At 69.0% G+C, this 25,659-nt stretch carries 26 protein-coding genes, 1 tRNA gene and 2 riboswitches; of the genes, 5 read left to right on the top strand and 22 right to left on the bottom strand.

Annotated features, from left to right (window positions below; all coding sequences use genetic code 11):
• Nucleotides 1-6: 6 nt before the first annotated feature.
• The 6 genes from gcvP to H0X90_RS12050 form a co-directional block, all read right to left on the bottom strand.
• On the bottom strand, nt 7-2,934 hold the full coding sequence (gene gcvP / locus H0X90_RS12075) for an aminomethyl-transferring glycine dehydrogenase (RefSeq protein WP_006485677.1): 2,928 nt from the start codon (nt 2,932-2,934) through the stop codon (nt 7-9).
• Between the two features lie 58 nt (nt 2,935-2,992).
• On the bottom strand, nt 2,993-3,373 hold the full coding sequence (gcvH, locus tag H0X90_RS12070) for a glycine cleavage system protein GcvH (RefSeq protein ID WP_006485673.1): 381 nt from the start codon (nt 3,371-3,373) through the stop codon (nt 2,993-2,995).
• 126 nt (nt 3,374-3,499) lie between these two features.
• A complete protein-coding gene (gene gcvT, locus H0X90_RS12065; RefSeq protein ID WP_006485675.1) occupies nt 3,500-4,618 on the bottom strand; it encodes a glycine cleavage system aminomethyltransferase GcvT in 1,119 nt (372 codons plus the stop codon).
• Nucleotides 4,619-4,701: 83 nt separating this feature from the next.
• A riboswitch (glycine riboswitch) is annotated at nt 4,702-4,835 on the bottom strand.
• 33 nt (nt 4,836-4,868) lie between these two features.
• Nucleotides 4,869-4,972: riboswitch (glycine riboswitch) on the bottom strand.
• Nucleotides 4,973-5,085: 113 nt separating this feature from the next.
• Nucleotides 5,086-5,448, bottom strand: coding sequence for a hypothetical protein (locus H0X90_RS12060; RefSeq protein WP_006485676.1), 363 nt, complete (start codon nt 5,446-5,448; stop codon nt 5,086-5,088).
• Nucleotides 5,449-5,651: 203 nt separating this feature from the next.
• Complete coding sequence (locus tag H0X90_RS12055; protein WP_077190292.1) at nt 5,652-6,704, bottom strand: oxidoreductase; 1,053 nt, start codon at nt 6,702-6,704, stop codon at nt 5,652-5,654.
• Nucleotides 6,705-6,998: 294 nt separating this feature from the next.
• Nucleotides 6,999-7,706, bottom strand: a complete 708-nt coding sequence (locus H0X90_RS12050) for an SGNH/GDSL hydrolase family protein (protein WP_077190334.1) — start codon at nt 7,704-7,706, stop codon at nt 6,999-7,001.
• Nucleotides 7,707-8,015: 309 nt separating this feature from the next.
• Between H0X90_RS12050 and H0X90_RS12045 the strand changes: the two genes are divergently transcribed.
• Nucleotides 8,016-10,103 carry a UvrD-helicase domain-containing protein gene (locus H0X90_RS12045; protein ID WP_034195655.1) on the top strand — a complete coding sequence of 696 codons (2,088 nt, stop codon included), beginning with the start codon at nt 8,016-8,018 and terminating at the stop codon, nt 10,101-10,103.
• 107 nt (nt 10,104-10,210) lie between these two features.
• Here H0X90_RS12045 and H0X90_RS12040 read toward each other — a convergent pair whose 3' ends face one another.
• Complete coding sequence (locus H0X90_RS12040; protein WP_006496275.1) at nt 10,211-11,098, bottom strand: cytochrome c5 family protein; 888 nt, start codon at nt 11,096-11,098, stop codon at nt 10,211-10,213.
• Nucleotides 11,099-11,349: 251 nt separating this feature from the next.
• On the opposite strand from H0X90_RS12040, the gene H0X90_RS12035 reads away from it, so the two are divergent.
• A tRNA-Arg gene (locus tag H0X90_RS12035) sits at nt 11,350-11,425 on the top strand.
• Between the two features lie 54 nt (nt 11,426-11,479).
• Here H0X90_RS12035 and H0X90_RS12030 read toward each other — a convergent pair.
• A complete protein-coding gene (locus H0X90_RS12030; protein ID WP_323661109.1) occupies nt 11,480-12,511 on the bottom strand; it encodes a site-specific integrase in 1,032 nt (343 codons plus the stop codon).
• Nucleotides 12,424-12,678: a DNA-binding protein gene (locus H0X90_RS36195; protein WP_324295523.1), complete on the bottom strand. Its 255-nt coding sequence runs from the start codon at nt 12,676-12,678 to the stop codon at nt 12,424-12,426. Before H0X90_RS36195 ends, H0X90_RS12030 begins: the two co-directional genes overlap by 88 nt.
• On the opposite strand from H0X90_RS36195, the gene H0X90_RS12025 reads away from it, so the two are divergent.
• A complete protein-coding gene (locus H0X90_RS12025; protein WP_034178513.1) occupies nt 12,559-12,831 on the top strand; it encodes a hypothetical protein in 273 nt (90 codons plus the stop codon). The genes H0X90_RS36195 and H0X90_RS12025 overlap by 120 nt on opposite strands.
• Before the next feature lie 51 nt (nt 12,832-12,882).
• Here the strand turns inward: H0X90_RS12025 and H0X90_RS12020 are convergent, their stop codons facing one another.
• The 5 genes from H0X90_RS12020 to H0X90_RS12000 all read right to left on the bottom strand — a co-directional run bounded on the left by H0X90_RS12020 (nt 12,883) and on the right by H0X90_RS12000 (nt 17,079).
• Nucleotides 12,883-13,254, bottom strand: a complete 372-nt coding sequence (locus tag H0X90_RS12020; RefSeq protein ID WP_006496273.1) for a hypothetical protein — start codon at nt 13,252-13,254, stop codon at nt 12,883-12,885.
• A complete protein-coding gene (locus H0X90_RS12015) occupies nt 13,251-16,043 on the bottom strand; it encodes a toprim domain-containing protein (protein ID WP_034201137.1) in 2,793 nt (930 codons plus the stop codon). The genes H0X90_RS12020 and H0X90_RS12015 overlap by 4 nt, the downstream gene beginning before the upstream one ends.
• Before the next feature lie 5 nt (nt 16,044-16,048).
• Entirely contained in the window at nt 16,049-16,306 is a 258-nt protein-coding gene (locus H0X90_RS12010) for a hypothetical protein (RefSeq protein WP_006496271.1), read from the bottom strand.
• A gap of 127 nt (nt 16,307-16,433) precedes the next feature.
• Nucleotides 16,434-16,682: an ogr/Delta-like zinc finger family protein gene (locus H0X90_RS12005; protein ID WP_077190291.1), complete on the bottom strand. Its 249-nt coding sequence runs from the start codon at nt 16,680-16,682 to the stop codon at nt 16,434-16,436.
• Between the two features lie 181 nt (nt 16,683-16,863).
• Nucleotides 16,864-17,079 (bottom strand): hypothetical protein, encoded by a 216-nt coding sequence (locus H0X90_RS12000; RefSeq protein ID WP_006485450.1) that lies wholly within the window; start codon nt 17,077-17,079, stop codon nt 16,864-16,866.
• A 162-nt stretch (nt 17,080-17,241) separates the two neighbouring features.
• On the opposite strand from H0X90_RS12000, the gene H0X90_RS11995 reads away from it, so the two are divergent.
• Together H0X90_RS11995 and H0X90_RS11990 are read left to right on the top strand one after the other, a co-directional pair.
• Nucleotides 17,242-17,661 (top strand): transcriptional regulator, encoded by a 420-nt coding sequence (locus H0X90_RS11995; RefSeq protein ID WP_077336345.1) that lies wholly within the window; start codon nt 17,242-17,244, stop codon nt 17,659-17,661.
• A 316-nt stretch (nt 17,662-17,977) separates the two neighbouring features.
• Nucleotides 17,978-18,274, top strand: a complete 297-nt coding sequence (locus H0X90_RS11990) for a hypothetical protein (RefSeq protein ID WP_006485449.1) — start codon at nt 17,978-17,980, stop codon at nt 18,272-18,274.
• A gap of 187 nt (nt 18,275-18,461) precedes the next feature.
• On the opposite strand, the gene H0X90_RS11985 is transcribed toward H0X90_RS11990, so the two are convergent.
• The 8 genes from H0X90_RS11985 to H0X90_RS11950 form a co-directional block, all read right to left on the bottom strand.
• Nucleotides 18,462-19,520 carry a phage late control D family protein gene (locus tag H0X90_RS11985; RefSeq protein ID WP_077190289.1) on the bottom strand — a complete coding sequence of 353 codons (1,059 nt, stop codon included), beginning with the start codon at nt 19,518-19,520 and terminating at the stop codon, nt 18,462-18,464.
• Entirely contained in the window at nt 19,517-19,948 is a 432-nt protein-coding gene (locus H0X90_RS11980) for a phage tail protein (RefSeq protein ID WP_077190287.1), read from the bottom strand. Before H0X90_RS11980 ends, H0X90_RS11985 begins: the two co-directional genes overlap by 4 nt.
• Nucleotides 19,949-19,970: 22 nt before the next feature.
• A complete protein-coding gene (locus tag H0X90_RS11975) occupies nt 19,971-22,541 on the bottom strand; it encodes a hypothetical protein (RefSeq protein ID WP_077190286.1) in 2,571 nt (856 codons plus the stop codon).
• A gap of 15 nt (nt 22,542-22,556) precedes the next feature.
• Complete coding sequence (locus tag H0X90_RS11970) at nt 22,557-22,670, bottom strand: GpE family phage tail protein (protein WP_006484104.1); 114 nt, start codon at nt 22,668-22,670, stop codon at nt 22,557-22,559.
• Nucleotides 22,671-22,678: 8 nt separating this feature from the next.
• Complete coding sequence (locus H0X90_RS11965; RefSeq protein ID WP_034201131.1) at nt 22,679-23,050, bottom strand: phage tail assembly protein; 372 nt, start codon at nt 23,048-23,050, stop codon at nt 22,679-22,681.
• A gap of 76 nt (nt 23,051-23,126) precedes the next feature.
• Nucleotides 23,127-23,636 (bottom strand): phage major tail tube protein, encoded by a 510-nt coding sequence (locus H0X90_RS11960; RefSeq protein WP_006484101.1) that lies wholly within the window; start codon nt 23,634-23,636, stop codon nt 23,127-23,129.
• Between the two features lie 28 nt (nt 23,637-23,664).
• Nucleotides 23,665-24,837 (bottom strand): phage tail sheath protein, encoded by a 1,173-nt coding sequence (locus H0X90_RS11955; RefSeq protein ID WP_060213076.1) that lies wholly within the window; start codon nt 24,835-24,837, stop codon nt 23,665-23,667.
• 54 nt (nt 24,838-24,891) lie between these two features.
• On the bottom strand, nt 24,892-25,644 hold the full coding sequence (locus H0X90_RS11950) for a tail fiber assembly protein (RefSeq protein WP_077190284.1): 753 nt from the start codon (nt 25,642-25,644) through the stop codon (nt 24,892-24,894).
• Nucleotides 25,645-25,659: the final 15 nt, after the last annotated feature.

Raw genomic sequence — 25,659 nt, 5'->3', positions numbered from 1 at the left:
CGCGCGTTATGCGTAGTCCGACATCGGCACGCACGAGCAGAACAGGTTGCGGTCGCCGTACGCGTTGTCCGCACGGCCGACCGGCGGCCAGTACTTGTTCGTGCCGAGCGATGCGACCGGGTACGCGGCCTGCTCGCGCGAGTACGCGTGCGGCCATTCGTTCGCGGTGACGACGGCCGCCGTGTGCGGTGCGTGACGCAGCGGGTTGTCCTCGCGATCGGCGCGGCCTTCCTCGACCGCGCGGATTTCCTCGCGGATCGCGATCATCGCGGCGATGAAGCGGTCGAGCTCTTCCTGCGATTCCGATTCGGTCGGCTCGACCATCAGCGTGCCCGGCACCGGGAAGCTCATCGTCGGCGCGTGGAAGCCGTAGTCCATCAGGCGCTTCGCGACGTCGTCGACGCTGATGCCGCTCGTTTCCTTGATCGGACGCAGGTCGAGAATGCACTCGTGCGCGACGAGCCCGCCCGGGCCCGAATACAGCACCGGGTAATGCGGCGCGAGGCGCTTCGCGATGTAGTTCGCATTGAGGATCGCGGTTTCCGTCGCGGCGGTCAGGTTCTTCGCGCCCATCATCGCGATGTACATCCACGAGATCGGCAGGATCGACGCCGAGCCGTACGGCGCGGCCGACACCGCGCCGATGCCGTCTTCCGTGCGTGCGTAGCCGGTCGAGCGCTGGTTCGGCAGGAACTTCGCGAGGTGCGCGCCGACCGCGACCGGGCCGACGCCCGGGCCGCCGCCGCCGTGCGGGATGCAGAAGGTCTTGTGCAGGTTCAGGTGCGACACGTCGCCGCCGAACTGGCCCGGCGCGGTCAGGCCGACCATCGCATTCATGTTCGCGCCGTCGACGTACACCTGGCCGCCGTGCGCATGGACGATTTCGCAGATCTCGCGGACGTTCTGCTCGAACACGCCGTGCGTCGACGGGTACGTGATCATGATCGCCGCGAGGTCCTTCGAGTGCTGTTCGGCCTTCGCCTTCAGGTCGGCGATGTCGACGTTGCCCTGCGCGTCGCAGGCGACGACCACGACCTTCATGCCGGCCATGTGCGCGGACGCCGGGTTCGTGCCGTGCGCGGACGCCGGGATCAGGCACACGTCGCGATGGCCTTCGCCGCGCGATGCGTGGTACGCGTGGATGATCAAGAGACCCGCGTACTCGCCCTGCGAGCCCGCGTTCGGCTGCAGCGACACGGCCGCGTAGCCGGTGGCCGCGACGAGCATCTGCTCGAGCTGGTCGATCATCTCGCGGTAGCCGACGGTCTGCTCGGCCGGGGCGAACGGGTGGATCCGGCCGAACTCGGGCCACGTGACGGGCAGCATTTCCGACGTCGCGTTCAGCTTCATCGTGCACGAGCCGAGCGGGATCATCGAGCGGTCGAGCGCGAGATCCTTGTCCGACAGGCTGCGCAGGTAGCGCAGCATTTCGGTTTCGGAATGGTGGCGGTTGAACACGTGGTGCGTCAGGTACGCGCTCGTGCGCTCGAGGCCGGCCGGCAGCGCGGCGACGCCGGCGAGGCCCGCGTCCAGCGCATCGACGGCCGGCGCGGTGCCGCCCGCGGCCTGCGCGAACACGTCGAGCAGGTCGGCGAGATCGTCGCGTGTCGTCGTTTCGTCGACCGATACGCCGACTTGCGTGGCGCTCACGCGGCGCAGGTTGATGCGCTTCGCCTTCGCGAATTCGTGGACCTGCGCGGTGCGCGCGCCGGTGTCGATCGTCAGCGTGTCGAAGAACGTGTCGTTGACGGTCGCGAAGCCGAGCTGTTTCACGCCGGCGGCGAACAGCGCCGCGATGCGGTTCACGCGCAGCGCGATCGTCTTCAGGCCGTGCGGGCCGTGGTAGACCGCGTACATGCTGGCCATGATCGCGAGCAGCGCCTGTGCGGTACACACGTTCGACGTCGCCTTTTCGCGGCGGATGTGCTGTTCGCGCGTCTGCAGCGCGAGGCGCAGCGCGGGCTTGCCCTGCGCGTCGACCGTCACGCCGACGAGGCGGCCCGGCATCTGGCGCTTGAATTCGTCGCGCACGGCCATGTAAGCGGCGTGCGGGCCGCCGAAGCCCATCGGCACGCCGAAGCGCTGCGTGTTGCCGACCGCGACGTCCGCGCCCCATTCGCCGGGCGGCGTCAGCACGGTGAGCGCGAGCAGGTCGGCCGCGACGACCACGTGGCCGCCGGCCGCGTGGATCGCCTCGGTGAGCGCGCGGTAGTCGCGCACGTCGCCGTTCACGCCCGGGTATTGCAGCAGCACGCCGAACGCGTTCGCCTGCGCGGCGTCGGCCGCTGGGCCCGTCTTGACTTCGATGCCGATCGGCAGCGCGCGCGTGCGGATCACTTCGAGCGTTTGCGGCAGCACGTCGTCGGCCACGTAGAACACGTTCGACTTCGGCTTGCCGGTACGCTGCAGCAGCGTCATCGCTTCGGCCGCGGCCGTCGCTTCATCCAGCAGCGACGCGTTCGAGATCGCGAGGCCCGTGAGGTCGGCCACCATCTGCTGGAAGTTCAGGAGTGCCTCGAGGCGGCCCTGGGAAATTTCGGGCTGGTACGGCGTGTAGGCCGTGTACCACGCCGGGTTTTCGAGCACGTTGCGCAGGATCACGGCCGGCGTGTGCGTGTCGTGATAACCCTGGCCGATATAGGAGCGGAACACCTGGTTCTTGTCCGCGAGCGCACGCAGCGCGGCGAGGGCTTCGGCCTCGCTCTTCGGCTGCGCGAACGGGCCGAGCGGCAGCGTTTCGGCGCGGCGGATCGAGGCCGGGATCACGGCGTCGATCAGGGCGGCGCGCGACGCGAAGCCGAGCGTGTCGAGCATGGCCTGCTGGCTGGCGGCGTCGGGGCCGATGTGGCGTTCGGCGAACGCGTCGTGCGTTTCGAGCGCGGCGAGCGAGAGGGGCGTGCGGTTCATCAGGCGGTCCGGGTGTTCGAGCTTCATGGCGTGACTCTGGTCCCGCGCGCGCCGAGGCCGGCGCCGCGCGGTTCGGGTAGGGAAATTAGTCGATCAGCTTGCTGTAGGCGTCGGCGTCGATCAGCTTGTCGGTCGACGCGCCGGCCGCGAGCTTGATCTTGAAGAGCCACACGCCGTACGCATCGCCGTTCACTTCTTCCGGCGCATCGGTGGCTGCTTCGTTGATGGCGACGATCTCGCCGGACACCGGCGAGTAGATGTCGGAGGCCGCCTTCACCGATTCGACGACGCCGACGGCGTCGCCCGCGTTCACCGACTTGCCGACTTCGGGCAGCTCGAGGAAGACGATGTCGCCGAGCGTGCTCTGCGCGTGATCGGTGATGCCGACCGTCAGCGTGCCGTCCGCCTCGGTGCGGATCCACTCGTGTTCGTCGGTGTATTTCAGCTCGGCCGGGACGTTGCTCATCGGATGCTCCTGGATAAAAGGGTGTGTTCGTTCTGCTGGCGCGCCGCCATGGCACGCCGGATAGGGTTGCGCCGGGCGCCATCTCCCGGCTTGCCGGGAGGCGGCCCCGCGGCCGCTTCTCGGTCGTTACGCAGCGAGGACCTTGCCGTTGCGCACGAACGGCAGTTTTACCACGCGCGCGGGAAGATTCTTGTCTCGAATTTGCACCTGGACGGTGTCGCCGATCTGGACGGCCGCCGGCACCCGCGCGAACGCGATCGATTCCTGCATCGACGGCGAGAACGTGCCGCTCGTGATCTCGCCTTCGCCGTGCGGCGTGACGACCTTCTGGTGCGCGCGCAGCACGCCGCCCGCCTTGCCGTTTTCCTTCTGCAGGATCAGGCCGACGAACGCGGCGCGCGTGCCGTTGGCTTCGAGTGCGGCGCGGCCGACGAAGTCGCGCGGCGCGGCGAGGTCGACGGTCCATGCGAGGCCCGCGTCGAGCGGGGAGACGGTGTCGTCCATGTCCTGGCCGTACAGGTTCATGCCGGCCTCGAGGCGCAGCGTGTCGCGCGCGCCGAGCCCGCACGGACGCACGCCGTGTTGCTGCAGCGCATTCCACAGCACTTCGACGTGCACGGCCGGGACGATCACTTCGAAGCCGTCTTCGCCGGTATAGCCGGTGCGGGCGATGGTGAGATCGCCGAACGGCGTGCCGGCGACCTGCGCGGCGTTGAACGGCTTGAGCTCGCTGGTGGCGGCGCGGGCGGAAGGCACCGTCGCCCAGACCTTTTCGCGGGCGTTCGGACCCTGGACGGCGACGATCGCGAAATCGCGGCGCGGCGCGATCGTCAGGCCGTAGCCGCCTTGCTCGTTCAGCTGGTTGAACCACGCGATGTCTTTGTCGGCGGTGCCGGCGTTGACGACCACGCGGAAGAATTCTTCGGTGAAGTAGTAGACGATCAGATCGTCGATGACGCCGCCTTGCGGGTTGAGCAGGCACGAGTAGAGTGCCTTGCCGGGCGTCTTGAGCTTGCCGACGTTGTTCGCGATCGCATGCTCGAAGAACGCGCGCACGCGGCTGCCGGTGAAATCGACGACGCACATGTGCGACACGTCGAACATGCCGGCGTCGGTGCGCACGGCAGCGTGTTCTTCGATCTGCGAGCCGTAGTTGACGGGCATGTCCCAGCCGCCGAAGTCGACCATGCGGGCATTGAGCGCGCGGTGCGCGGCGTTGAGCGGGGTGTGATTCAGTGCAGTCATCGAGGCCTCAGGCAAGGCGCTTGCGCGCGGATCAGAACGGCCATGTGCCGACCGCCGCGGCCGATGGCCTCACGCGATCCGGTACATGCCCCTCTGTCCTCGATACCTGAGAGATTGCGCTGCGGGCCAAGCCCGGCGAACGCGCGCCCCTTCGGTGGGCAGCCTGCCCGCGCAGCCAATGCGCTGCGGGCTACTGCCGCTCTCCAGAGTGCGGGAAACGTATTGCTCGCGCGGTGCGCGGATGCGGTTTCCCGACGCGGTCGGTCCTTTTGCCTGAGAGTTTGCGGGTGTGCCCCTTCGGCGGCGCAACCGGTGTCGGAACAACCCGGTCACACGCTCTCCCGACGCGTGCGGGCGACTGTACGCGAGCAGGTGGGCATTGTCAATTTGAGCAAAAGAATGTCGCTTCGCGACAAGCGGCGGCGGCCGGCGCCGCCGCTTCATCCGCGCCGGCAGGTGCCGGCGCGTTACTCGCCGATCGCGCGCGCGGCCGTGTCGAGTTCCTGGTTCAGCACGCGCTGCTCGTCGCCGGACAGGCCGCCGTTGTGCTGGGCCGACATGTCGTTCGCTTCCTGGCGGATCACGTCGAGGCGATGGTGCAGCTGCGCGCCGTAGGGCGGCGGGTAGTAGCCGCCGTTCACGCGCGCGTCGATCCGGCGATGCAGGTTGTCGATCCGTCCCTGGACCTCCTGCATGCGGTCGTTCGCGACGACCTGCGGATTCGGTCGCGGCGGGGGCGCCTGCCGGGCCGGCCGCTGCGGCTGCACGATACACGCCGCGAGCGAGGAAACCAGGACGCAGCATGCCGCTGCGCGAATCAACCGTTGCATCACATTCTCCTGACGGATGGGTGTCGGATCGACTTTTTGAGAAACGCGTCAGACCGAACGACCGCTGACTTTCGTTCCCGCACCATTTGTAACGGAATGTTCGGCGCCGAGCGGGCGGGGCGGCGCAGGGAGGAAGAGGCAGCGCTGCCGCGGGCGTGTGGCGCGGGAGGGCGGCCGGGTCGGCACCGACCCGGCCGGCGGCGTCAGACCGGGCGGCGCACGAACGGCACCCGGCGGCCGTCGTGTTCGCTCTGCGCGGCGAGCTCGATGATCGTCATCACGTCGACCGCGTCCTGCGCGGTGACGGGGAACGGCGCGCCGTCGCGGATCGACGCGGCGAGCGCGCGGTAGAACTCCGCGTACTGGCCGTCGAGCGTCGGCACCGGCCGCTCGACCTCGACGTCGCCGTCGAGCACGCGCAGCAGGCCGGGCGGGTTGCCGCCGCCGAATTCGACGTCGTCCGCGGTGAGGCCGGCCTTGAGCTGGTCTTCCTGCGTGTCGAGCCCGAACTTCTGGTAGCTGCCGCGCGTGCCGTGCAGCGTGAAGCGCGCGGGTTCGATCGCCGACAGCGCGCTCGCATGCAGCGCGACGTCCTTGTCCGGATAGCCGAGCAGCAGGTGCACGAAATCGGGCGCCGTACCGTGGTCGCGGCGCGTCTTGACGGTGGCGCTCACCGTTTCCGGCGTGCCGAACAGCGCGAGCGCCTGGTCGATCAGGTGCGGGCCGAGGTCGAGCAGCAGGCCGCCGCCGCGGGCCGGCTCCTCGCGCCAGCGCGTGCGCGGCGTCGGCCGGAAGCGGTCGAAGTGCGACGCGAAGTACGTGAGGCGGCCGAGCTCGCACGATTCGACGATGCGGCGCACGGTGAGGAAATCGCCGTCCCAGCGGCGGTTGTGGAACGGCGCGAACAGCCGGCTGCGCGCGTTCGCGAGCCGCGCGAGCGCGAGCGCCTCGTCGGCGGTGAGCGTGACGGGCTTGTCGACCACTACGTGGCGGCCGGCTTCGAGCACCTGGCGCGCGAGCGCGAAATGGGTGTCGTTCGGCGTGGCGATCACCACGCATTCGATATCGTCGAGGCCGAGCAGCGTGTCGAGGTCGGAAACGATGCGCGCGCCCGGATACGCGGCCTGCGCGCGCTCCCCCTGGCCCGTCGCGATCGCGGCGACTTCAGTGCGGCCGCTCGTGGCGATCACGGGCGCGTGAAACGTCGCGCCGGCGAAACCGAAACCCATCAAACCAATCCTGAGCAATGACGACATGGCAATTCCTGGCTGCGAAGGAAACTAAAGGATGGCGCGCCGGAGCGGCGCGAAGACGACCGGCTATTTTGGCATGGCGCTGCCGCTTGCACAGACGCGTCGGGCGAAATGCACGGAGCGATGCGACACTTGCGCAAGGAATGCCGGCATTTTGCGCAGGAGCGGGGGCGCGCGGTGCGACTGTCGAACTCGCGGCACCCGGCTCTTGGCTCTTGGCGCCCGGCACCCGGCACCCGGCACCCGGCGCACCGCCCGGTGAGCCGGGGCGGCCAGCCGGCCTCGGCATGTGCCGCATCATCCGTCCATCCGCTGCCGCACCGCAGCCGCAACCTGCGCGGCCCACACCGCGCAGGCGGCTGCGCCGGGGTGGAAGCCGTCGGCGGCCATCAGGTGCCGCTCGAGCGGCAGGTCGACCCGCAGGAACGTGCAGTGCGGCTGCGCGCCCGCCCAGCCGGCGAGCGCCGTGTTGAGCCGTTTCGCGCGCCGCCCCAGATACCACGCGAGCGGCTGCGGCAGCGCCGGGAAGCGCTCCATCGGCGGCACCGCCGACAGGATCGCGTGCCCGACCTGGAAACGCGCGGCGAGCAGCCGCACCAGCTCGGTCTGCTGCGCGAGCCAGCGTGCGGGCGGCACGCCGCCCGTCACGTCGTTGACGCCGAGCGACGTCACGGCCACGTCGAACGGCTCGGCCGGCTCGGCGGCGAGCCAGTCGACGAGCTCGCGCGTCGTCAGGCCGGTGCGCGCGAGCAGTTTCCAGCGCACGCGGTGCGTGGCCGCCAGCGCGCTCGCCAGTTGCCCGGCGAGCGCGTCGTGCTGCGTCGCGACGCCGACCCCCGCGGCGGCCGAATCGCCGACCACCAGCACGCGCAGCGGCGGGCCGTTGCCGACTGAGCCGTCGCGCGGCCCGGCCGCTTCGGGCAGCCGCGGCGTGACGCGGCGCACGTAGCGCCCTTGCGCGAACAGCAGCGGGCCGAGGGCGGCGGTGGCGAACGGGTATCCCATGAGGTCGATCCGGCGGTGGTTGAAACGCATTGAAGCGGCCGGCGCGGGTGGCGCCAGCGGAGTGCGTATTGTGTCCGATCACGGCGCGGACCGGGCCCGATTGGCCGAACGGACGGCCACGACAACGCCGAACGGACGGGGGGCGGCCGCCCGGCAAGCCTGCGCGCCCCGTCCGGCGGCGCGCCCGAAATACCCGCCGCCGACGTGTTAACATGCGCGTCCTGCCTGCGTGTCCGCCTGCTTCGCCAGCCTGCCGCGCACGGCATCCTCCCGGCGTTCCGCCGTCAACCCGCAACACCATCCGCCATCATGTCAGCAGGCCTCAATCCCGCTCAGAACGAAGCGGTGCGCTACCTCGACGGTCCCTGTCTCGTGCTCGCCGGCGCGGGCAGCGGCAAGACTCGCGTGATCACGCAGAAGATCGCGCACCTGATCGAAGCGAAAGGTTTCGAGCCGCGCCACATCGCTGCCGTCACGTTCACGAACAAGGCGGCGGCCGAAATGCGCGAGCGCGTGTCGAAGCTGCTGGAAGGCAAGACGCTGACCACGCCGGGCAAGGAAGGCCGCAAGGTGCCCGTCAACCAGCTCACCGTCTGCACGTTCCATTCGCTGGGTGTGCAGATCCTGCGCCAGGAGGCCGAGCACGTCGGCCTGAAGCCGCAGTTCTCGATCATGGATTCGGACGACTGCTTCGGGATGATCCAGGAGCAGCTCGGCACGACCGACAAAGGGCTGATCCGCAAGATCCAGAGCATCATCTCGCTGTGGAAGAACGGCCTGATCATGCCTGACGAGGCGATGGCGATCGCGGCGAACGAGGACGAACACCAGGCCGCGCTGGTCTACCGCAACTACGTGGCGACGCTGCACGCGTACCAGGCGGTCGACTTCGACGACCTGATCCGCCTGCCGGCCGAGCTGTTCGCGAAGAACGAGCAGGTGCGCGACCGCTGGCAGAACAAGCTGCGCTACCTGCTGATCGACGAATACCAGGACACCAACGCGTGCCAGTACGAGCTGCTGAAGCAGCTCGCGGGCCCGCGCGCCGCATTCACGGCGGTCGGCGACGACGACCAGGCGATCTACGGCTGGCGCGGCGCGACGCTCGAGAACCTCGCGCAGCTCGGCAAGGATTTCCCGAAGCTGCACGTGATCAAGCTCGAGCAGAACTACCGGTCGACGGTGCGGATCCTGACCGCCGCGAACAACGTGATCGCGAACAACCCGAAGCTGTTCGAGAAGAAGCTGTGGTCCGAGCACGGGATGGGCGATTCGATCACCGTCACGGCGTGCAACGACGAGGAACACGAGGCCGAATCGGTCGTGTTCCGGCTGTCCGCGCACAAGTTCGAGCGGCGCGCGCAGTTCCGCGACTACGCGATCCTGTACCGCGGCAACTTCCAGGCGCGCATCTTCGAGCAGGTGCTGCGGCGCGAGCGGATTCCGTACGTGCTGTCGGGCGGCCAGTCGTTCTTCGACAAGGCCGAGATCAAGGATCTGTGCGCGTACCTGCGGCTGATCGCGAACGCCGACGACGATCCCGCGTTCATCCGCGCGGTCACCACGCCGCGCCGCGGCATCGGCAACACGACGCTGGAAGCGCTCGGCTCGTTCGCGGGGCAGGCGAAGGTGTCGCTGTTCGAGGCCGTGTACATGGGCGGGATCGAGGCGCGGCTGTCGGCGCGCCAGGTCGAACCGCTGCGGATGTTCTGCGACTTCATCCAGCGCCTGACCGAGCGCGCGGACAAGGAGCCCGCGACCGTCGTGCTCGACGACATGATGGAGGCGATCCACTACGAGGCGTACCTGTACGACGCGTTCGACGAGCGGCAGGCGCAGTCGAAGTGGCAGAACGTGCTCGAATTCCTCGAATGGCTGAAGCGCAAGGGCACGAAGCCCGAGACGGAGGCCGTCGACGGCGAGGCCGACGGTTTCCACAATGCGGACGGGCTCGCCGACACGGGCAAGAACCTGCTCGGCCTGATCCAGACCGTCGCGCTGATGTCGATGCTCGAGGGCAAGGACGAGGACCCGGACGCCGTGCGGCTGTCGACCGTCCATGCGTCGAAGGGGCTCGAGTATCCGCACGTGTTCCTGGTCGGCGTCGAGGAAGGCATCATGCCGCACCGCGGCGGCAGCGAGGACGACGGCCCGATCGACAACGAGCGGATCGAGGAGGAGCGCCGGCTGATGTACGTCGCGATCACCCGTGCGCAGCGCAGCCTGCACCTGAACTGGTGCAAGAAGCGCAAGCGGGCGCGCGAGACGGTCGTGTGCGAACCGTCGCGCTTCATCCCGGAGATGGGGCTCGACGAAGCGCCGCCGCCGACGCCGGAAGAGGCGCCGATGTCGCCGAAGGACCGGCTCGCGAGCCTGAAGGCATTGCTGCAGAAGTGACGCGGCGCCGCGCGCACGATGGCGCGGCGAACCGGCAACCCAAAAAAGGAAACCCCCGCGATGCGCGTGCGTCGCGGGGGTTTTTGACGGATGGCCGGGCGACGTCGTTACTTCGCCGCGTTGACCATGTAGTCGACGGCCGCCTTCACGTCGGCATCCGACGCGTTCGACCCGCCCTTCGGCGGCATCGCGCCCTTGCCGTGCAGCGCGTAGTTGTAGACCGTATCCATCGAGTCCTTCAGGCGCGGCGCCCAGTCTTCCTTGCTGCCGAACTTCGGCGCACCGAGCACGCCGGCCGCGTGGCAGGCCTGGCAGGTCGACGCGTACAGCGCCTTGCCGGCCGTTGCCGCATCGGCGCCGGCCGGGGCGGCCGCGGGCTTTTCGCCGGCCTTCGGGATCGCGGCGATCGCGGCCATGGCGGCCGCGGCCTGCGCGTTCGACGCATCGGCGCCCGACGCGGGCGCGCCGCTCGCGGGCTGCGCCGCGTTGGCGGCCGGCGCTGCCGGTTCGGGGAAGTTCGCGCCGTCGTTGTTCGCCATGTAGACGATCGCGCGGGCGATTTCATAGTCGCTGACGTCGTCGGGGCTCGTGCCGCCGCGCGCCGGCATCGCGCCCTTGCCCGCGAGGGCCGTCTTCAGCAGCGTGTCGAAGCCTTGCGAGATGCGCGGCGCCCAGTCGTCCTTGTTGCCGAACTTCGGCGCGCCGGCGGCGCCGGTGCCGTGGCAGGTCACGCAGACGGCCTTGTAGACTTCCTCGCCGGTCTTGTACGTGCGGGGCGCGTTGGCGTCCTTCACGTCGACCTTCGCGATCGGGGCGATCCGTGCGGCGACCTGCTCGTCGGATAGCGCGTCCGTGCCGGCGCCGGAACGGAACGCATGGTTCGCATAATTGGCGAACAGGACGATCAGGATGATCGGAATCGCGAACGACGCGATGATGACGGCAATCAACTGCCCGGGGGTTTTGACGGGAGATTCGTGGGGTGCTTCGCTCATGCTTGCCTCGTCTCCATGAATAGGAATTGTGAGCGCGGTGCAACGGCAAAATGGCAGTCCAATGAAGCACGGACGATTATAGACGGAACGTTTACATCACGGCGAGCGGCGCGATGGCGCGTGTTTACCCGCACGCAGCACGGCCCGGCGGCGATTCGGCAGGCAAGGTGGACGCGTCATGGGAAACCGGGTATCCTTGCCGTCTTGCCAATCGTGGGCGGCCTGTATATGGGGTCGCTTCACTGTCACACGCGCCCGTAGCTCAATGGATAGAGTACTGCCCTCCGAAGGCAGGGGTTGCTGGTTCGATCCCAGCCGGGCGCGCCAAGCCTGATCAGGCTCTCAGCGGTTTCCTCCCATCGTCGTGCAGTACCGTTGCAGCTAAATTGCAGCCGGAATCGGCGCGGGCTCGGCCGTCAGCGGCGCGACCCATTGCGCCAGATGCGCGGCCGACAGATGCGCGTACCGCTGCACCATTTCCATCGTCTCCCAGCCGCCCAGCTCCTTCAGCACCTGCAGCGGCGTGCCGCGTTGCACGTGCCAGCTCGCCCAGGTGTGGCGCAGGTCGTGCCAGCGGAAATCGTGCAGGCCGGCGCGCCGCAGCGCCTTGGCCCAGGCGGCCGTGGCCGTCTGGTAGACCGGCTTGCCGCGATAGACGAACACGCTGTCCGCGCATGCCGGCGCCCGCGGGTTCGCGCGCTGGCGCTGCAGCACGGCGATCGCGGTATCCGACAGCGGCACCGTGATCGCCTTCCTGGCCTTGGCCTGGTCGGGGTGAATCCACGCGACGCGCCGCGCGAGGTCGACCTGCGACCACTGCAGCCCGGTCACGTTGGCGCGCCGCAAGCCGGTTTCGAGGCTGAAGCGCGCCATGTCCGCGAGGTGCGCGGGCAGCTCGGCGAGCAGCCGCTCCGCCTCGGCCGGCGTCAGCCAGCGGATGCGTTTCGAGACGACCTTCGCGCGCTTCGTGACCGGCGCGCGCGCCAGCCATTCCCATTCGACGGCCGCGTTCAACACGGCCTTCAGCACGCCGATCACGCGGCGCACCGTGGCGTCGCTGACGGGCCGGTCGGTCGCGACGACGCCGTGCCGCGTGCGCACCGTGCGCGGTTCCCGACGCTTGGCGAGCGCGATCGCGTCGATGCGGCTCCGGTCGATGTCGGCGAGCGCGACGCCGGACAGGTGCCGGTCGAGCCAGCGCAGATGGATCTTCGAAGTCTCCAGGCTCGCGAGACCCGCTCGTTCGCCGACATAGCGGACGACCGCGTCGTTCCACGAATGGCGCGGCTGGGTGCCGAGCCGCGCCTGGTTCCACAGGTCGACCTTCAGCCGGTCGTGGAATTCCTGGGCCTGCGCTTTGTCGCGGGTGCCAGTGCTTCCCTGTACCGGCGTTCCGCCGCCAGGGGGGTACAGCTTGTATTGCCAGTTCGGGCTGGTTTTTCGTTTGTAGAGCGACATGGGTGGGTTTCCTCGTGCTGATCGGCCTGCGCGGCTCGCGGGAGCCAGTCCCCGGCGAGGTAGCGCTGCAGGGCCATGATGGAAAAGATCCAGCGCTTGCCGACCTTGCGGCCGGGCAGCATGCCGGCGCGGGCCTTCAGGCGCACCGTTTCGGGGTGCGCGCCGAGCAGGGCCGCTGCGCCGGACAGGTCGACGGTCGCGGGGGGCGCGTCGTCGGCAGGCCGCGCGCCGGGCGGGCACGCAGCGCAACTGATGGCATGGTGGATCGCGTGTGAAGGGCGCATAACACGTTGATATTCAAGAGTTTTGTTTGCCATGGGTTGCCATCATTCAGACGTGGCGGCCGCGTGGAACCCATGGCGTGAAGTCGCGCTACCGCGCGCGACCGATGGCGGCGCGCGCCTGACTCGTGGTGCGCGACGGCGGCCGGCTGCTGCGGCTTCCCGGTACGCTTTCTTCTTTTCTTTCAATGCTTTGAAGAGAGAAGAAGAGAGGCGCATGGCGGCCTGCGGGCAAGCCGGACCCGTGGCAAAAGCGGCCCGACTCGTGGCGATCCTCGTGCAACGCGCGGCGGCACTTTCCTCAACAATCAAGGACTTGCGCATCTCGACCGGCGAAATCCACGACTCCCGCGTGTCGCCCGCCCGCTCCCCGCGACGTCCGGAACGCTCCAGCCGGTTGGCCCGATCGCGGCTCATGCGCGGCCTCCGTGCAGCGCGTCGGTCGCCAGGTCCTCGCGCACCGATACGTGCAGGCCGAAGGTGGCCAGGCGCTCGAGCGACACCGGCGTCAGGTACGGCACGCGGCGCATGTAGATGCGGCGCTCGACCTCCTTCTCGCCGACCACGACGCCGGCATGCTTCAACTGGGCCTTGAACACGCGGTCGGACTTCACGGGCAGGCCGTTCCACTTGTCGCGCAGCGCGCTCGTGTGGGCGAGGTGATCCATCACGTGCCCGGTGCGCAGCAGCAGGCAGAACTCGCCGTCGACGGTGTCGAACGTGTACGGATGCTTGTAGTTGCCGCCGTCGATTTCCGACAGCACCGTTTCCATGATCCAGACCCACGGTTCGCGGTCGGCGCTCGTTTCGGCGACGTGGCCGTTCATCTCGGCGAGCAGATCGCGCGGGAACTCGCCTTCGCCCGGATCCATTCCGGCGAATTCGCACAGGTAGCGCCACGCCAGCCCGAGCGCCGCGTAATTGGCGGCCATGCGCCGCGCGCCGTCGTCCTCGCCGCTTGCGCGGCAGCCGGCGAGCGCCTGGTCGCGCAGCGTCGCGTACTGATCCAGCGCCGTGCGCCGGTCGAGCCCGGTCAGGAATTCGAGCCATTGCCGGACCGGGAAGCGCGGCAGGTCGTCGGGCAGCAGCGGCCCGCGCTTGCCGGTCAGCGTCGTGCGCACCAGCTTGCCGAGCAGGCTGCGCACCGGCACGTCCTCGCCGGCGAGCATCACGGGCGCGCACAGCAGGTATTCGGTCATGTCGGTGCCGCGCCGCGTCACCGTGTATTGATAGTTCTCCTGCAGCAGCCCGACCGCCTTGTCGATCACGTCCTGCCGGCGTGCCGACAGTTCTTCCCAGCCGACCGGATGGCTCGTGTGACTGATGCTGGTCAGCAGCCGGAATTCGGTCTGCAGCGACTGCCCGGAGAACATCGTGAACGCGAGCGAGCGCTCGAGCCGCTTGATCAGCGTCGACTTGCCCGCGCCCTTGTTCGCCTGGATCGTCAGGTGCGGCCAGAAGCCGAGCAGCGCCTTCAGGTGGCCGCCGAGCGCCCAGACGAGCGGGATCGTCGCGGCGTTCTGCCGGAACGTCGTCTGGTAGGCCGCGATCACGCGGCGCGCGTCGCTCACCGGGCCGCCCGGGAACGTCAGGTTGTGATACGGACACTGCTTGTCCGCTTCGGTGAAATAGCAGTCGGGGCCTTCGTTGACGATCAGCCGGCCGTCGCGCCAGGCGAGCCCGACGAAGTTCGCCGCGCGGCGCGCGCCCAGGTCGGCGCCGCGCTCGAGGATGTTGACCATCCGCTTGAACGGCGCGGGCGCCCAGATCGGACCGAACTTGCCCCACTGATCGACGTTGTGCAGCTGATCGTCGAGCATCACGCGGCGGATCAGTTGTGCGCCGTGCCGCGGCGCCTGCACCGATACCGCGAAGTAGACGGTGGGCGCCTGGTCGGCGTCGCCCGTCATCGTCGAGGTCGCGCTCGCGACGGCCACGCGGCTGATGCCGGCGATGCGAAAGCCGCACAGGTCGGTCATCACCGGCGTGTCGACGCCCGATTCCTCGTTGCGGTCCATCCGGGTGATGTAGCTGGTGAAATCCGGCCGCACGCGAAACCGCCAGTATTGCGCGAAGTCGTGCGGCGGCAGGAACAGGCGCGGCCGGCCGCGCCGCGATGCGTCGCCCGGCAGGCCGGCGACCAGCCACGGCTCGAGCTGGTCGAGCGCACGCGCCAGATCGGCCGGGCCGCGCAGCTGCAGGTAGTCGTTCACGTCGTTGATCGGCTTGCGCGCGGTGTCGCCGTCCGCCAGATCCGCGAACCAGTCCGACTGGTCGACCAGCACGGCGCTGATGTCGAGCGCCGTCAGCCGTTCGTAGAGCGCCCACGCGGCCTCCGGGCCGGGCCGCTGGCCGGCGCGCGGATGGCCGTCGGCGAACGGTTCGTCGTTGTCCAGGCAGATCGTGACCTGCTTGCCGCGCAGGAACGCGAAGTCGATGCGCTCGACGTTCGCGAGGCCGCGCAGCGCGAGCGCGGCCGTGCCGGGCAGCGCGCAGGTGTCGATCGACAGCGCGTTGATCGCGCTCTCGACGATCACCACGCGTTTCGCGCGCTCGAGCCGGCGTGCGTCGGCGGTCCACGCATAACCGGCCTTGTCGCCCTGGGTCTGCGTCTTGACCCCGCCGTTGAGCGCGGGATCGACGTAGCGCATGTCGACCGCGACGACGCGCGCATCGCCCGGCGCGCGCACGACGAATGCGGCCGCGGGGCCGCCGTGGCCGACTTCGCCGGCGGCGACCTTCGGGCTCGTCCACGTATTGAAGCCGAGCGTGCGCGCGGCGAGCGCCGCGTCGATCGCGGCGGCGGCGATGCCGCGGCCGCCGAGGTAGTCGCGCACGCGCTCGCGCTCGGCCACGCAGCGATCGGCGATGTATTCGACGGTCGACTTCTCGCGGCGCTCGAGCGGCGCCGGCCGCTCGGACGGGAGACCGTATGCGTCGTGGAGATAGCGGACGGCGTCGGCGACGGTGCCGCCGCGCGCATGGATCACGAGATCGATGCAGGATCCCCCGGCATCGGCGCTGTGGTCGCGCCAGCCGGTGCCGTACTTCGGGTGGTTCGCATAGATCGACAATGACGGGCTGCGGTCCGCGTGCTGCGGCGAGTGATAGAGCGCACGGTCGCCGCCACGGCCGCGCTTCAGGCCGAGACGGCTCGCAAGATCGTGCAGGTCGATGTGTCGTTTCAGTTCGTCGATCGAAGCCATCTTCGTTATTGCTGTGGTTCAGGTTGGGCGTGCCGTGCGGGACCGCCGGCGCAGGCCGGCGGCGCGACGAGCGCGTGCAGCGCGGCGGCGGATTGCGGGAAGCCGAGCGCAAGGCGATCGGCGAGCGCCGACACGAAGGGGCCGAGCGCGGGCTGGCGTGCGGCGCTGCCGGATGCGGGGTCGCCGCGCAGCGTGTCGGCGGCGGCCGCGATGGCGGCGCGCAGCGCGACGTCGTGCGGTGCGGGTTCGGCGTAGCGGTTCATGTGAGCACCTCGGGGCCATGGCTCGCGCGGTTCGAGATCATGAGGAATCCTTTCAATGGCAAAAACGATCCCTCGCGCCGCTCGGGCACGATGCGAGGGAAACGGGAGAGGGTGACGGGTTAGGGCGTCAGACGGGCAGCTCGAGCTGCGCGGCGAGGCGTTCGCGCACGTGCAGCGAGAGCGGCAGCTGCAACGACAGGTTCGGGATCGCGGACGGCGACAGCGTGCGCGCGAATTCCATGTTGACGACGTACGTGTGGCCGCACTCGGGATTCGAGCACTGGAACGTGATCTCGCGGAAGGTCAGCGACATTTCACGGCTGCTGCGCGCGGTGGCGCGGGTGCGGCAGTGCGGGCAGCGGTTCAGGATGCGCATGAGGGCTCACTCCGGACGAAAGACTGCCGATGGCCGGGCCAGTCGCGGGTCGCGCCGGTGGCCAGCGTGCAGCCCTGGCCGATCGGCGAATGGTTGCGGGCGCACACACGGCTCACAATGGATGCTGCGGGCCCGGACGGTCGGGTGCGTTCGAAAGCGGCGGACATGAAGACGCTCCGGCTCACGGGCGCGCGCTGCGCGAGCGCGGCGCGGCGATCGCGCGCAGGTGGCTGGCGCCGAGGCGGATCAGTTCGCGCGCCATGCTCGAGATCGAGCGGTTGCGTTGCGCGGCAAGCTGCTCGAGCTCGCCGCGCTCGACAGGCGTGAGCCCCACGTAAACGGGCTTGTCCGACATCGTGCCGCGCGGCGAACGGCGTGGGCCTTTGGGAGTAGTCATGGTCGGTATACTTTGCGGAGATAGTCTTGCGTTACGGTGAGGCTAGTCTAATGAGCAAAAAACGGCGCGTCAATTGTTAATGGGTAATTTATGACACAAATCGGGAGTCGCTTGCGGGACGAGCGCTTGCGGATCGGGCTCAGCCAGGACGAGTTTGCGACCGTGGGCGGCGTCGCGAGACGCTCGCAGTCGGCGTACGAGTCGGACGAGCGCGCTCCCGACGCGGCCTATCTGCTGGCCGTTCGCGAGATCGGCGTCGATATCGGCTACGTGCTGACCGGCGAGCGGTTCGCCGCGGGCGAAGCGGCGCCGGAGGCCGGCGCCCGCGACGCGGACGAAGCCGAGGTGCTCGCGATGTACCGGCAGCTCAACGACACCGGCAAGGCGTCGCTGCATGCCTTCCTCGCGAGCTGCATCAGCACCGGCGCGATGGTGCAGACCACGACGCCGCGGCGCGCGAAGCGTGTGCCGGAGAAACGTCGCGCGGCGCTCGATCAGCGCACGGCGGAGAACGTCGATCGCGCGATGGCCGAGATCGAACGGCTGAAGGCCGAACGCGCGGCGAAGCAGCCGAAGAAGTAACGCATCCGCGGGGTGGCGCCCCGCCCCATCACCCGGCGCGCATGCATGCGACACACCCCGCGCGGCCGTCCCTCTGCCCGGTTCGAACCGTTGCGTGTGCGACGGCGGGGCAGCGCAGTTCCCGTTTTCCGATGTTGCCCGGGTGCGCTCGGCGCACCGCACAAGGGCATCGGATAAAATCGGATGAAACACTGTATATCCATACAGTATTGGTTTAGCATTCTGAAAGCCGGTGAGCTGGCGGCGGGGCGTTCCGAGGCGCCCCGTCGTGTCAGGCGGCCCCCGGTTGATGACTGAGTTTGCGGAGACCGGAAAAATGGACACCAACAGGAAGCACGACAACGGGACGATCGGCGCGTCGGCGCACGCCGACCATCGCGCGGACGCGCGTGGAGCGACGATGGGCCCGCCGCGATATCGTTCGGACCTGACCGACGACGAGCGGGCCGATGCGCACGCAGCGATCGACAACGCGATGCTGTCGGTCGGGCAGGTGCTCGAGGCCGCGCTGCAGGCGATGGCCAATCTGCGCGATGCGCGCGCCACGTTGCAGCAATGTGGCGACGCGCGCGACCTGCGCATGACGCTCGGCGGGCGTCAGCAATCGAGCTGAACCGCCTCCCACACTGATCCCCCGCAGGCCGGCATTCGCTCCGGCCGCTGCAACGAATCCGGGCCACGCCCCCTCGCGCGTGGACTCACTCCCCTCCCGCGACATCCTGCCTTCGCCACCGCGATCGACGCCCTGCGATTGCGCGTCGCGGCGTGGTCGCGCATCGGTCGCCGGCGCAGCCTGCCGGTCAGCGCTGGCCGGTGCGACGCGTCTTCTTCGGCGCGTCGCGCACCTCGAGCTCGAGCGCGGTCGTGAAGCCGCCGTCGCCGATCGTATGCGTCGCTTTCTTCACGAGCCACGGCGTGTCGTCGATGTCGGGCTTGAACCCGGTCACGGTGACGGGCATCTCGGGAAACAGCTCGGGCCGACCGAGCGCGAGCGTGTAGTTCAGCGTCGACTCGCCGCGCTGCGTGCGCGCATATTCGGCTTGCGCGGCCGCGCGCGCCTCGGCCTCGGTCGCGTAGTCCTCGGGCAGCACCTTGACGTTCTTGCCTTTGGCGTCGCCGACGACCACCGGGAGCCGGCGCGCGCTGCCGTTCGAGTGATAGTGCGCGCGCACCGACGTGTAGCTGTCGCGCTGCGCGACGTGATAGCGATGCTGGTCGCCGCTCGCGCGCGTGATGGCGAGCACGTCGAGCGGCTTGCCGCTGACCGTCTTGCCGCTGCCGATCGGCGTGAACAGCAGGTGCTTGTCCTTCACGGTCATCACCGCGTCGTAACGTTTCGCGAGGCGTGTCAGGAACGACATGTCGGACTCTTGCGTCTGGTCGACGTGGTCGATCCGCGTCGCGGCGAGCGTCGCGTCGACGGCGGCCGTGAGCCCGTAGCGCGCGGCGATGGTGCGCACGATCGCGCCGATCGTCTGGCGGTGCCAGCTTTTCTCCCGGCGCTCGTGCATGTCGTTCGTCATCGATGCGGAGCGGGCGCGGATCGTGATGACGTCCGGTGCGCCGCTGTGCTCGACTTCGTCGACCGTGAACGCCCCCTTGTCGACCAGCGGCTCGCCGACCCAGCCGATCGACAGCTTGATGCTCGCGCCGCGCTTCGGAATCGCGAAGGTGCCTTGCGCGTCGTCGAGCACCAGGTCGAGCATGTCGGCCTCGTCCGCACGCGATTCCGACAGCGACAGGCTGATGAGGTTGGGCGCGATCAGGCGCGACAGGTCGCGGCCGTCGAGCGTGATGCGGTAGTCGGCCTGCGGCTGCACGCGGCCCGCGCGGGCCGGCGTGCGTTCCTGCGTGCTCATTGCTCTGCCGCTCCGCTGTCGTCGTCCTGCTGCACTTCGGCGAGCACGCCGTCGTCGACGCGCTTCAGCGTCAGCGTGAACGCGATCTTGCGCGCCATGCCTTCCTTCGTGTGATACGTGGCCGTTTCGTTGAGGCTGTCGACGACGTACGCGCCGTACACGTTGCCGTTGCCGTCGACGAGCACGTACGCGTCGCCGGCATCGCCCATGCGGGCGAGCGCCTCGATCGACGCGATCTCGCCGATGCCGTTCTCGGGCGCGACGATGCCGGTGAGGGTGATCGTGTCGTCGCCGGCGCCGGTGAACTGGCTCGCGTCGCGCACGCCGACGCGCGAGCTGGTGCGATGCTTCCAGTTGCGCTGACGCTGGAGTTCCTGGTACGGCGTGGTCGCCAGGCTGAAAACGAACTGATCGAGCGACATCATCATGGGCGGGTTTCCTCCAGCGGAATCAATCGGACAGGCGCGACGCGGTGCGCGACGCCTTCGCGCGTTCGGCGCGTTCGAGCTCGGCGCGCACCATGCGGGCGATTTCGGCCGCATCGGCACCGGGCGGCGGCGCGATGTTGATGGTGACGGGGCCGGCCGCGGGCGCGGCGCTTGCCACGGCGGCCGGCGCCGTGAGCGGCGGGCGATAGTCGAGCGACAGGTTGTAGCGTTCGAGCGGCGCGGCGGCGGCGATCGCCGGGCTCGCCGCGAACGCGGGCGGGCCGACCAGCGCGGCGGCCGACGTGAGCGCGGCGGCGGTGCGCGTCATGCGGGTCGGGGTGCCGGTGGTGGCGCCGCCCGGCCCGTTGTCGGGCGTGGGCGACGCCTGCATGCCGAGCTTTTCCTTGAGCCAGCCGAGCGTCGAGCTGCCCAGGTTGCCGGCCGTATCCTTCAGCGCGCCGAGGCGATTCGTGATGCCGTCGACCAGGCCGGACACGATGCTCGCGCCGATTTCCTGGAAACGCGTGCCGATGTCGCCGAACCAGTCGCCGATGCCGCCGAGCGAGGTCTTCACCCACTCGACGGTGGCGTCCCATTTCGCGGTGATCCAGTCGCTGGCCGCGCCGAACGCGCCCTTGATCGTTTCCCACAGCGCGATGAACTTCGGCCCGAGCGTGTCCCAGTTCTGCCAGACGTAGACGGCCGCCATCGCGATCAGCCCGATCACGGCCAGCAGCGGATTCGCCATCGCCAGCCGGCCGAGCATCAGCAGCGCCTGCCCGACGAGCCTGAACGCGCCGACCATCGACGTCGCGAAGCGCAGCACGTTGACCGAGCCGAGCAGGCCGCCGAAGACGCTCGCCAGTGTGCCGGCGACGGCGAGTGCGCCGCCCAGCGCCGCGAAGGTCGTGACGAGGATCCGGGTGGCCGTGCCGTGTTCGCGCACGAACCGGACGATCTTCTCGAGCATCCTGGCCGTGACGTCCAGCGCCGCGTTGTAGACCGGCGTGATCTTCTCGCCGATCTCGAGCTTCAGGTCGCGCAGCTGCGCGAGCACGGCGAGCTCGCGTCCCGCGGTCGAATCCGCGGCCTTCGCGCGCATCCCGGTGACGCCATCGGCGGCGGCGCTCTGCCTCTCGGTGTCGTGGATCTGCTCGCGTTGTTCGTACGTCGTCGTGAGCAGCGTGCCTGCGGCCTTGTCGGGGAACAGTTTCGCCAGCGCGGCCTTTACCTCGTCGGTCTGGGTGACGCCCTTCGCGGCGAGCTTCGGCAGCAGCACCTTTTCGAGCCATTCGAGCGGCGAGGCCTGCAGCATGTCGCTGCCCGCCAGCGCCCCCGGCCCGAGCCCGCGGATCGCGCCGTTCCTCGCATGCAGGACCCGCTTCGGATCGACCAGGCCGAGCGCCGTCAACTGCCGTGCGGCGGGCGCCGTGACCTTGCCGCCGAAGAGGCTGCCGGACAGCGCGGCGAGGCCTTCGCCGGCCGCCTTGCCGCCGAGCTTCTCGATGAGCGGCTGCATCTGGTAGTAGAACGCATCCGTGCGCAACTTCCTGGCCGCGCCGCCCCCCGATTCGGCGAAACTGTTCCACTCGTCGCCGCTGACCTTGCCGCCGGTCGCCGTCTGCATCTTCTGCACGATGTTCGCTTCGGCGCCGAACGCGGCTTCGTTCTTCGTGCCGCCGCGCAGGTCGATCACCTTCAGCATGGCCATGAACTTGTCGACGTTCGCCTTCGCGTCGTCCTTGCCGAACAGCGCCTCGTTCGCCGATTTCATGTTCGCGAGCATCGGCATCACGACGCGCGCGCGCTGCTCGTCGCCGCCGAGCGCCGCCAGCGATTCGCGCATCAGCGCCAGGTTGTCGACGACCGACTGGCCGCCGACCTGCTGCGCGCGCGCGAATGTCACGGCGTCGGCCGACGCGCCTTGCGCCCGCAGGCGCAGCGTTTCGCTTTCCGCCTGTTTCGCGACGTCGAGCGGCTCGGACAGCATGCCGAACATGCTCTTGCCGGCGCCCGCGATCGTCTTGCCGCGCTCCGCCCATTGCCTGCCGACGCCGCCCAGTGCGTCGATCTTCGCGCGCCGGGCCTCGGCGCGCTTGCGGCGCGCGTCGTCGAACGCGCGCACGTCGGCCGTCATCTTCGCCTGGCGTCGCGCGCTGTTCGTGGCCAGCGCGAATTCGTGCAGGTCGAGGCGGCGCGTGTCGATGCCCGCGCCGACGAGCTGCGTGCGCAGTTCGCGGATGCGCGCGACCTGCCGGCTTTGCGCGGCCGTCAAATCCGTGGCCGTGCGTTCGAGCTTGGCGAGGTCCTCGACCATCTGGCGTGACGGCGGGCCGGACGCACGCAGCGCGACGCGCAGCTCCCCGGCACGCAGCTTCGCTGATTTGAGTTCGGTCGCGGTTTTCGCCACACCGCTGCGCAAGTCGCGAAACTCGCCGATGCGCTTCTGCGTCTTCGCCATGTCATCCAGCTCGCGGCGGGTCGCGCGCAGCGAGTCGGCCAGCCCCTTGTTGCCGGTCAGCATCATTTGCAGGGGCTTCGTCATGTTGTCGATCATGTCGACCATGACGCGCAGTTTCAGGGTGTTGTCCATCGTCGATCGTTTCGCTCATTGGGCGCCGGCACGCACTCGCGCGCGTTCGCGCCAGTCCATCAGCTCGGCCAGGCTGAAGGCGTCCATCACGGGCGGTGTCCAGCCGAACACCGTCGCGATGTCCGCCATCGGGTCTTCTACGCGGTCTGGGAGGCCAGTCGGGATTTCACGGCCTTCGGCATCAAAAAACCGGCGAAGATGCCCCCCAGTTGCACGAGGTCGGCGGGGTCGATGCCGGCGACGTCGGCTTCGGTCAGCATCGGCGAGCTGATGCGCGGCAGCACTTTCGACAGCGCGACCACGTCGAGGCTGACGAGGTCGGACAGCGACACGCCGCGCAGCTCGCCCGACTTGGGCTTGCGCAGCGTGATCGACGTGATCGTCTGGGTGCCGCGCACGAGCGGCGTGTCGAGCGTATGCGTCGCCGGATCGTCCTGCGCGGGTGTCGCGATGGCGGCCGCATCGGCCTGCAGGTCGGGCGCGGCGGCGTCGGATTGGATCGGATTCATGGTGGTCCTGTGCGTGTGATCAGTCGGAAGGAAAGGGGAAGGCGGCCCCGGCCGGCGTCACCGGCCGGATGGCCGGTTACAGACCGATCGCGTTGCGCAGCGCCGCGAACAGGTCGTTGCCGTTGACCTTCTCGATCATGTTGACGAAGTCGATTTCGATCACGTCCTGGCCGTTCACGGACAGCTTGTAGTAGCTGGCCACCGTCGTGACCTTGAACGCGGTGTCTTCCTTCGACTTCGCGGTGCCCGGGTCGATTTCGCTGTGACGGCCGCGGATGACGATCTCGATCGCGTCCACGTTGGTCGAATCCTCGGCTTGATAGCCGCCGGCGAAGCGCAGCAGCACGCCGTCGTGCTTCGTGATCGCGTACTGGCCGAGCACGGAGCGCATGAAGCCGCCGCAGGTCCATTCGAGCTGGATCCCTTCCTGCCCGAAGTCGACCTTGATCGGGCCGCTCATGCCGCCGCCCTGGTAGTCCTCCATCTTGCGCGTGAGCTTCGGCAGCGTGACTTCGACGACCTGGCCGACGAAGTTTTCGCCGTTCTGGAACAGGTTAAATCCCTTGAGTTTGCGAGGCATACCCATCGTGTTTGACTCCTGGTGAGGCCGGTCGTTACGCGCTCACGCGCGCGGCGAAATCGGCGAGATAACGGTCGGTGATGCGCTGGCGCAGCATCAGGTTTTCGAGCGGCGGAACCGGCGTGTATTCGTAGTCGAGATACGCCTTGCCGGACTTCAGCACGTCGGTCGTGTTCGGCTCCGGGTCGTACCAGGCCGAGCCGCCGATCAGGTAGCCCTGCGAGATCCACTCGCGGAACTTGGCGTTGATCGTCTCGATGATGTCGCGCGGCAGCGACGGGTTGAGCGGGCCGTCGATGATGGCCATCTGCGCTTCGGCGATCGAATCGGCGATGACCTGCGCGGTGCGCGTGTAGTTCTCGAACGCGAACAGCGGATCGTCCGAGCACGTGCGCGAACCCCAGAAGCGGAAACCGTTGCGGTTCACGAGCGTGGTCACGTCCTGTTCGTTCAGGAAGCCCGCGTCCGTCGCCGGATCCTGCAGGTCCCACGACACGTCGGCGCTGATGCCGGTGACGCCGTTCACGCCGACGTTCGACAGCGTCTTGTGCCAGCCCGTGTCGTTGTCGATCTTCGCGCGCAGGCCGGCGGCATACGCGGTGGCCGGCACGACGACGGTCGTGTTGGTCGTGTCGTCCCACGCGAGGAAGTCCGGCCAGACCACCATCAGCTCGCGCTGGCTGAACTGCTTGCGATAGGTGACGGCTTCTTCCTTCGTCTTGCAGCCGTTGGCCGACACGTACGCGAACGCACGCAGCGATTGCGCGATCGATGCGAGCGCGGCGGCGACCGGTTGCGTGTCGAGGCCCGGCGTCGCGAGGATGCGCGGCTTCACGCCGAAGCGTGCCTGCGCGCCGAGCAGCGCCTTCATGCCGGTGTACTTGCCGTCGGCGGTGACGCTGCCGATCACGTTGGTCGCCGTTTCGCCGGCGTCCTTGCCTTCGGCGACGCGCACGACGATCGTGACGGGCTTGGTTTGCCGGCCGATCGCGTCCAGCGTGCGGCGCAGCGTGCCCTTGGTGCCGGCCTTGCCGAGCGCGGCAACGACGTTGGTCAGAAGGACCGGCGTGTCGAGCGGGAAGGCGGTGGCGTCGGCGTCGGATGCCGTGCAGACGATGCCGACGACGGCCGTCGACACCGTGCGGATCGGACGGCTGCCTTCGTTGATTTCGATGACGCGTACGCCGTGGTGATAATCCTGCGGCATGGTGTGCGACTCCTATGTGGTCAAGTGAGAGAAACGGGAGGATTCCCGGGCGGATCAGGCCGCGCTATCCGCGACCGGAACTGCAGGTGTGGCCGGGTCGGCCGGCGGCGACGATGGCTCGGTCGGAGCGGGCGGCTCGATTGGCTCGATTGGCTCGGACGGCTCGGACGGCTCGGACGGCTCGGACGGCTCGGACGGCTCGGACGGCGCAGGCGGCACGGGTGTCGGCGGCGGCGGCACGTAGGGCGCCGGCGTGGCGGGCCACGCGATCGCATCCGGGAACGTGTCCGCCTGGATGACCCTGACGAGCGCCATCTGGTAGGCCGACCAGGCCTTGAAGTAGTAGACGCCCTCGTCGTCGAGCAAGCCCGCGGCGTACGCATCGGCCTTGCCGGCGTTCGCCTTGCGCGCGGTTTCCAGGCGCTGTTCGAACTCGGCCATCGCGGCGTCGCGTTTCTCGCGCTCGAGCAGCTCGGGCGGAACCGTCCATGCACCGTCGAGCCATGCATGGCGCGGCGACGGCCGCGGTTCGGTCGTCAGCCCGAGCTCGTCGGGCGTCTTGCCGGCGGTCGCGATCTCGACGGGCTCGCCGGTATCGGTGCGATAGCAGATCCGGCCGCGGAAGTCCGGCAGCAGCGTCCAGACATTGTTGCGGTAGAACGGCCAGGTCGTCGGCGTGCGCGCCGGCGGCGCGTCGAGCGTGGCCGAGGCCGGGATGAGCCAGCGCTCGGGGTTGCGCGGATCGGCGTCGGGCTGGCTGCTGCTCAGGTATTCGCCGGTCGACGGGCTGTAGTGGTGGATCAGCATGGTTCGGGGTCCTGG

The organism is Burkholderia sp. 9775_39, assembly GCF_015712225.1.
Classification (GTDB): domain Bacteria; phylum Pseudomonadota; class Gammaproteobacteria; order Burkholderiales; family Burkholderiaceae; genus Burkholderia; species Burkholderia cenocepacia.
This window is presented reverse-complemented; position numbering and strand designations above follow the sequence as displayed.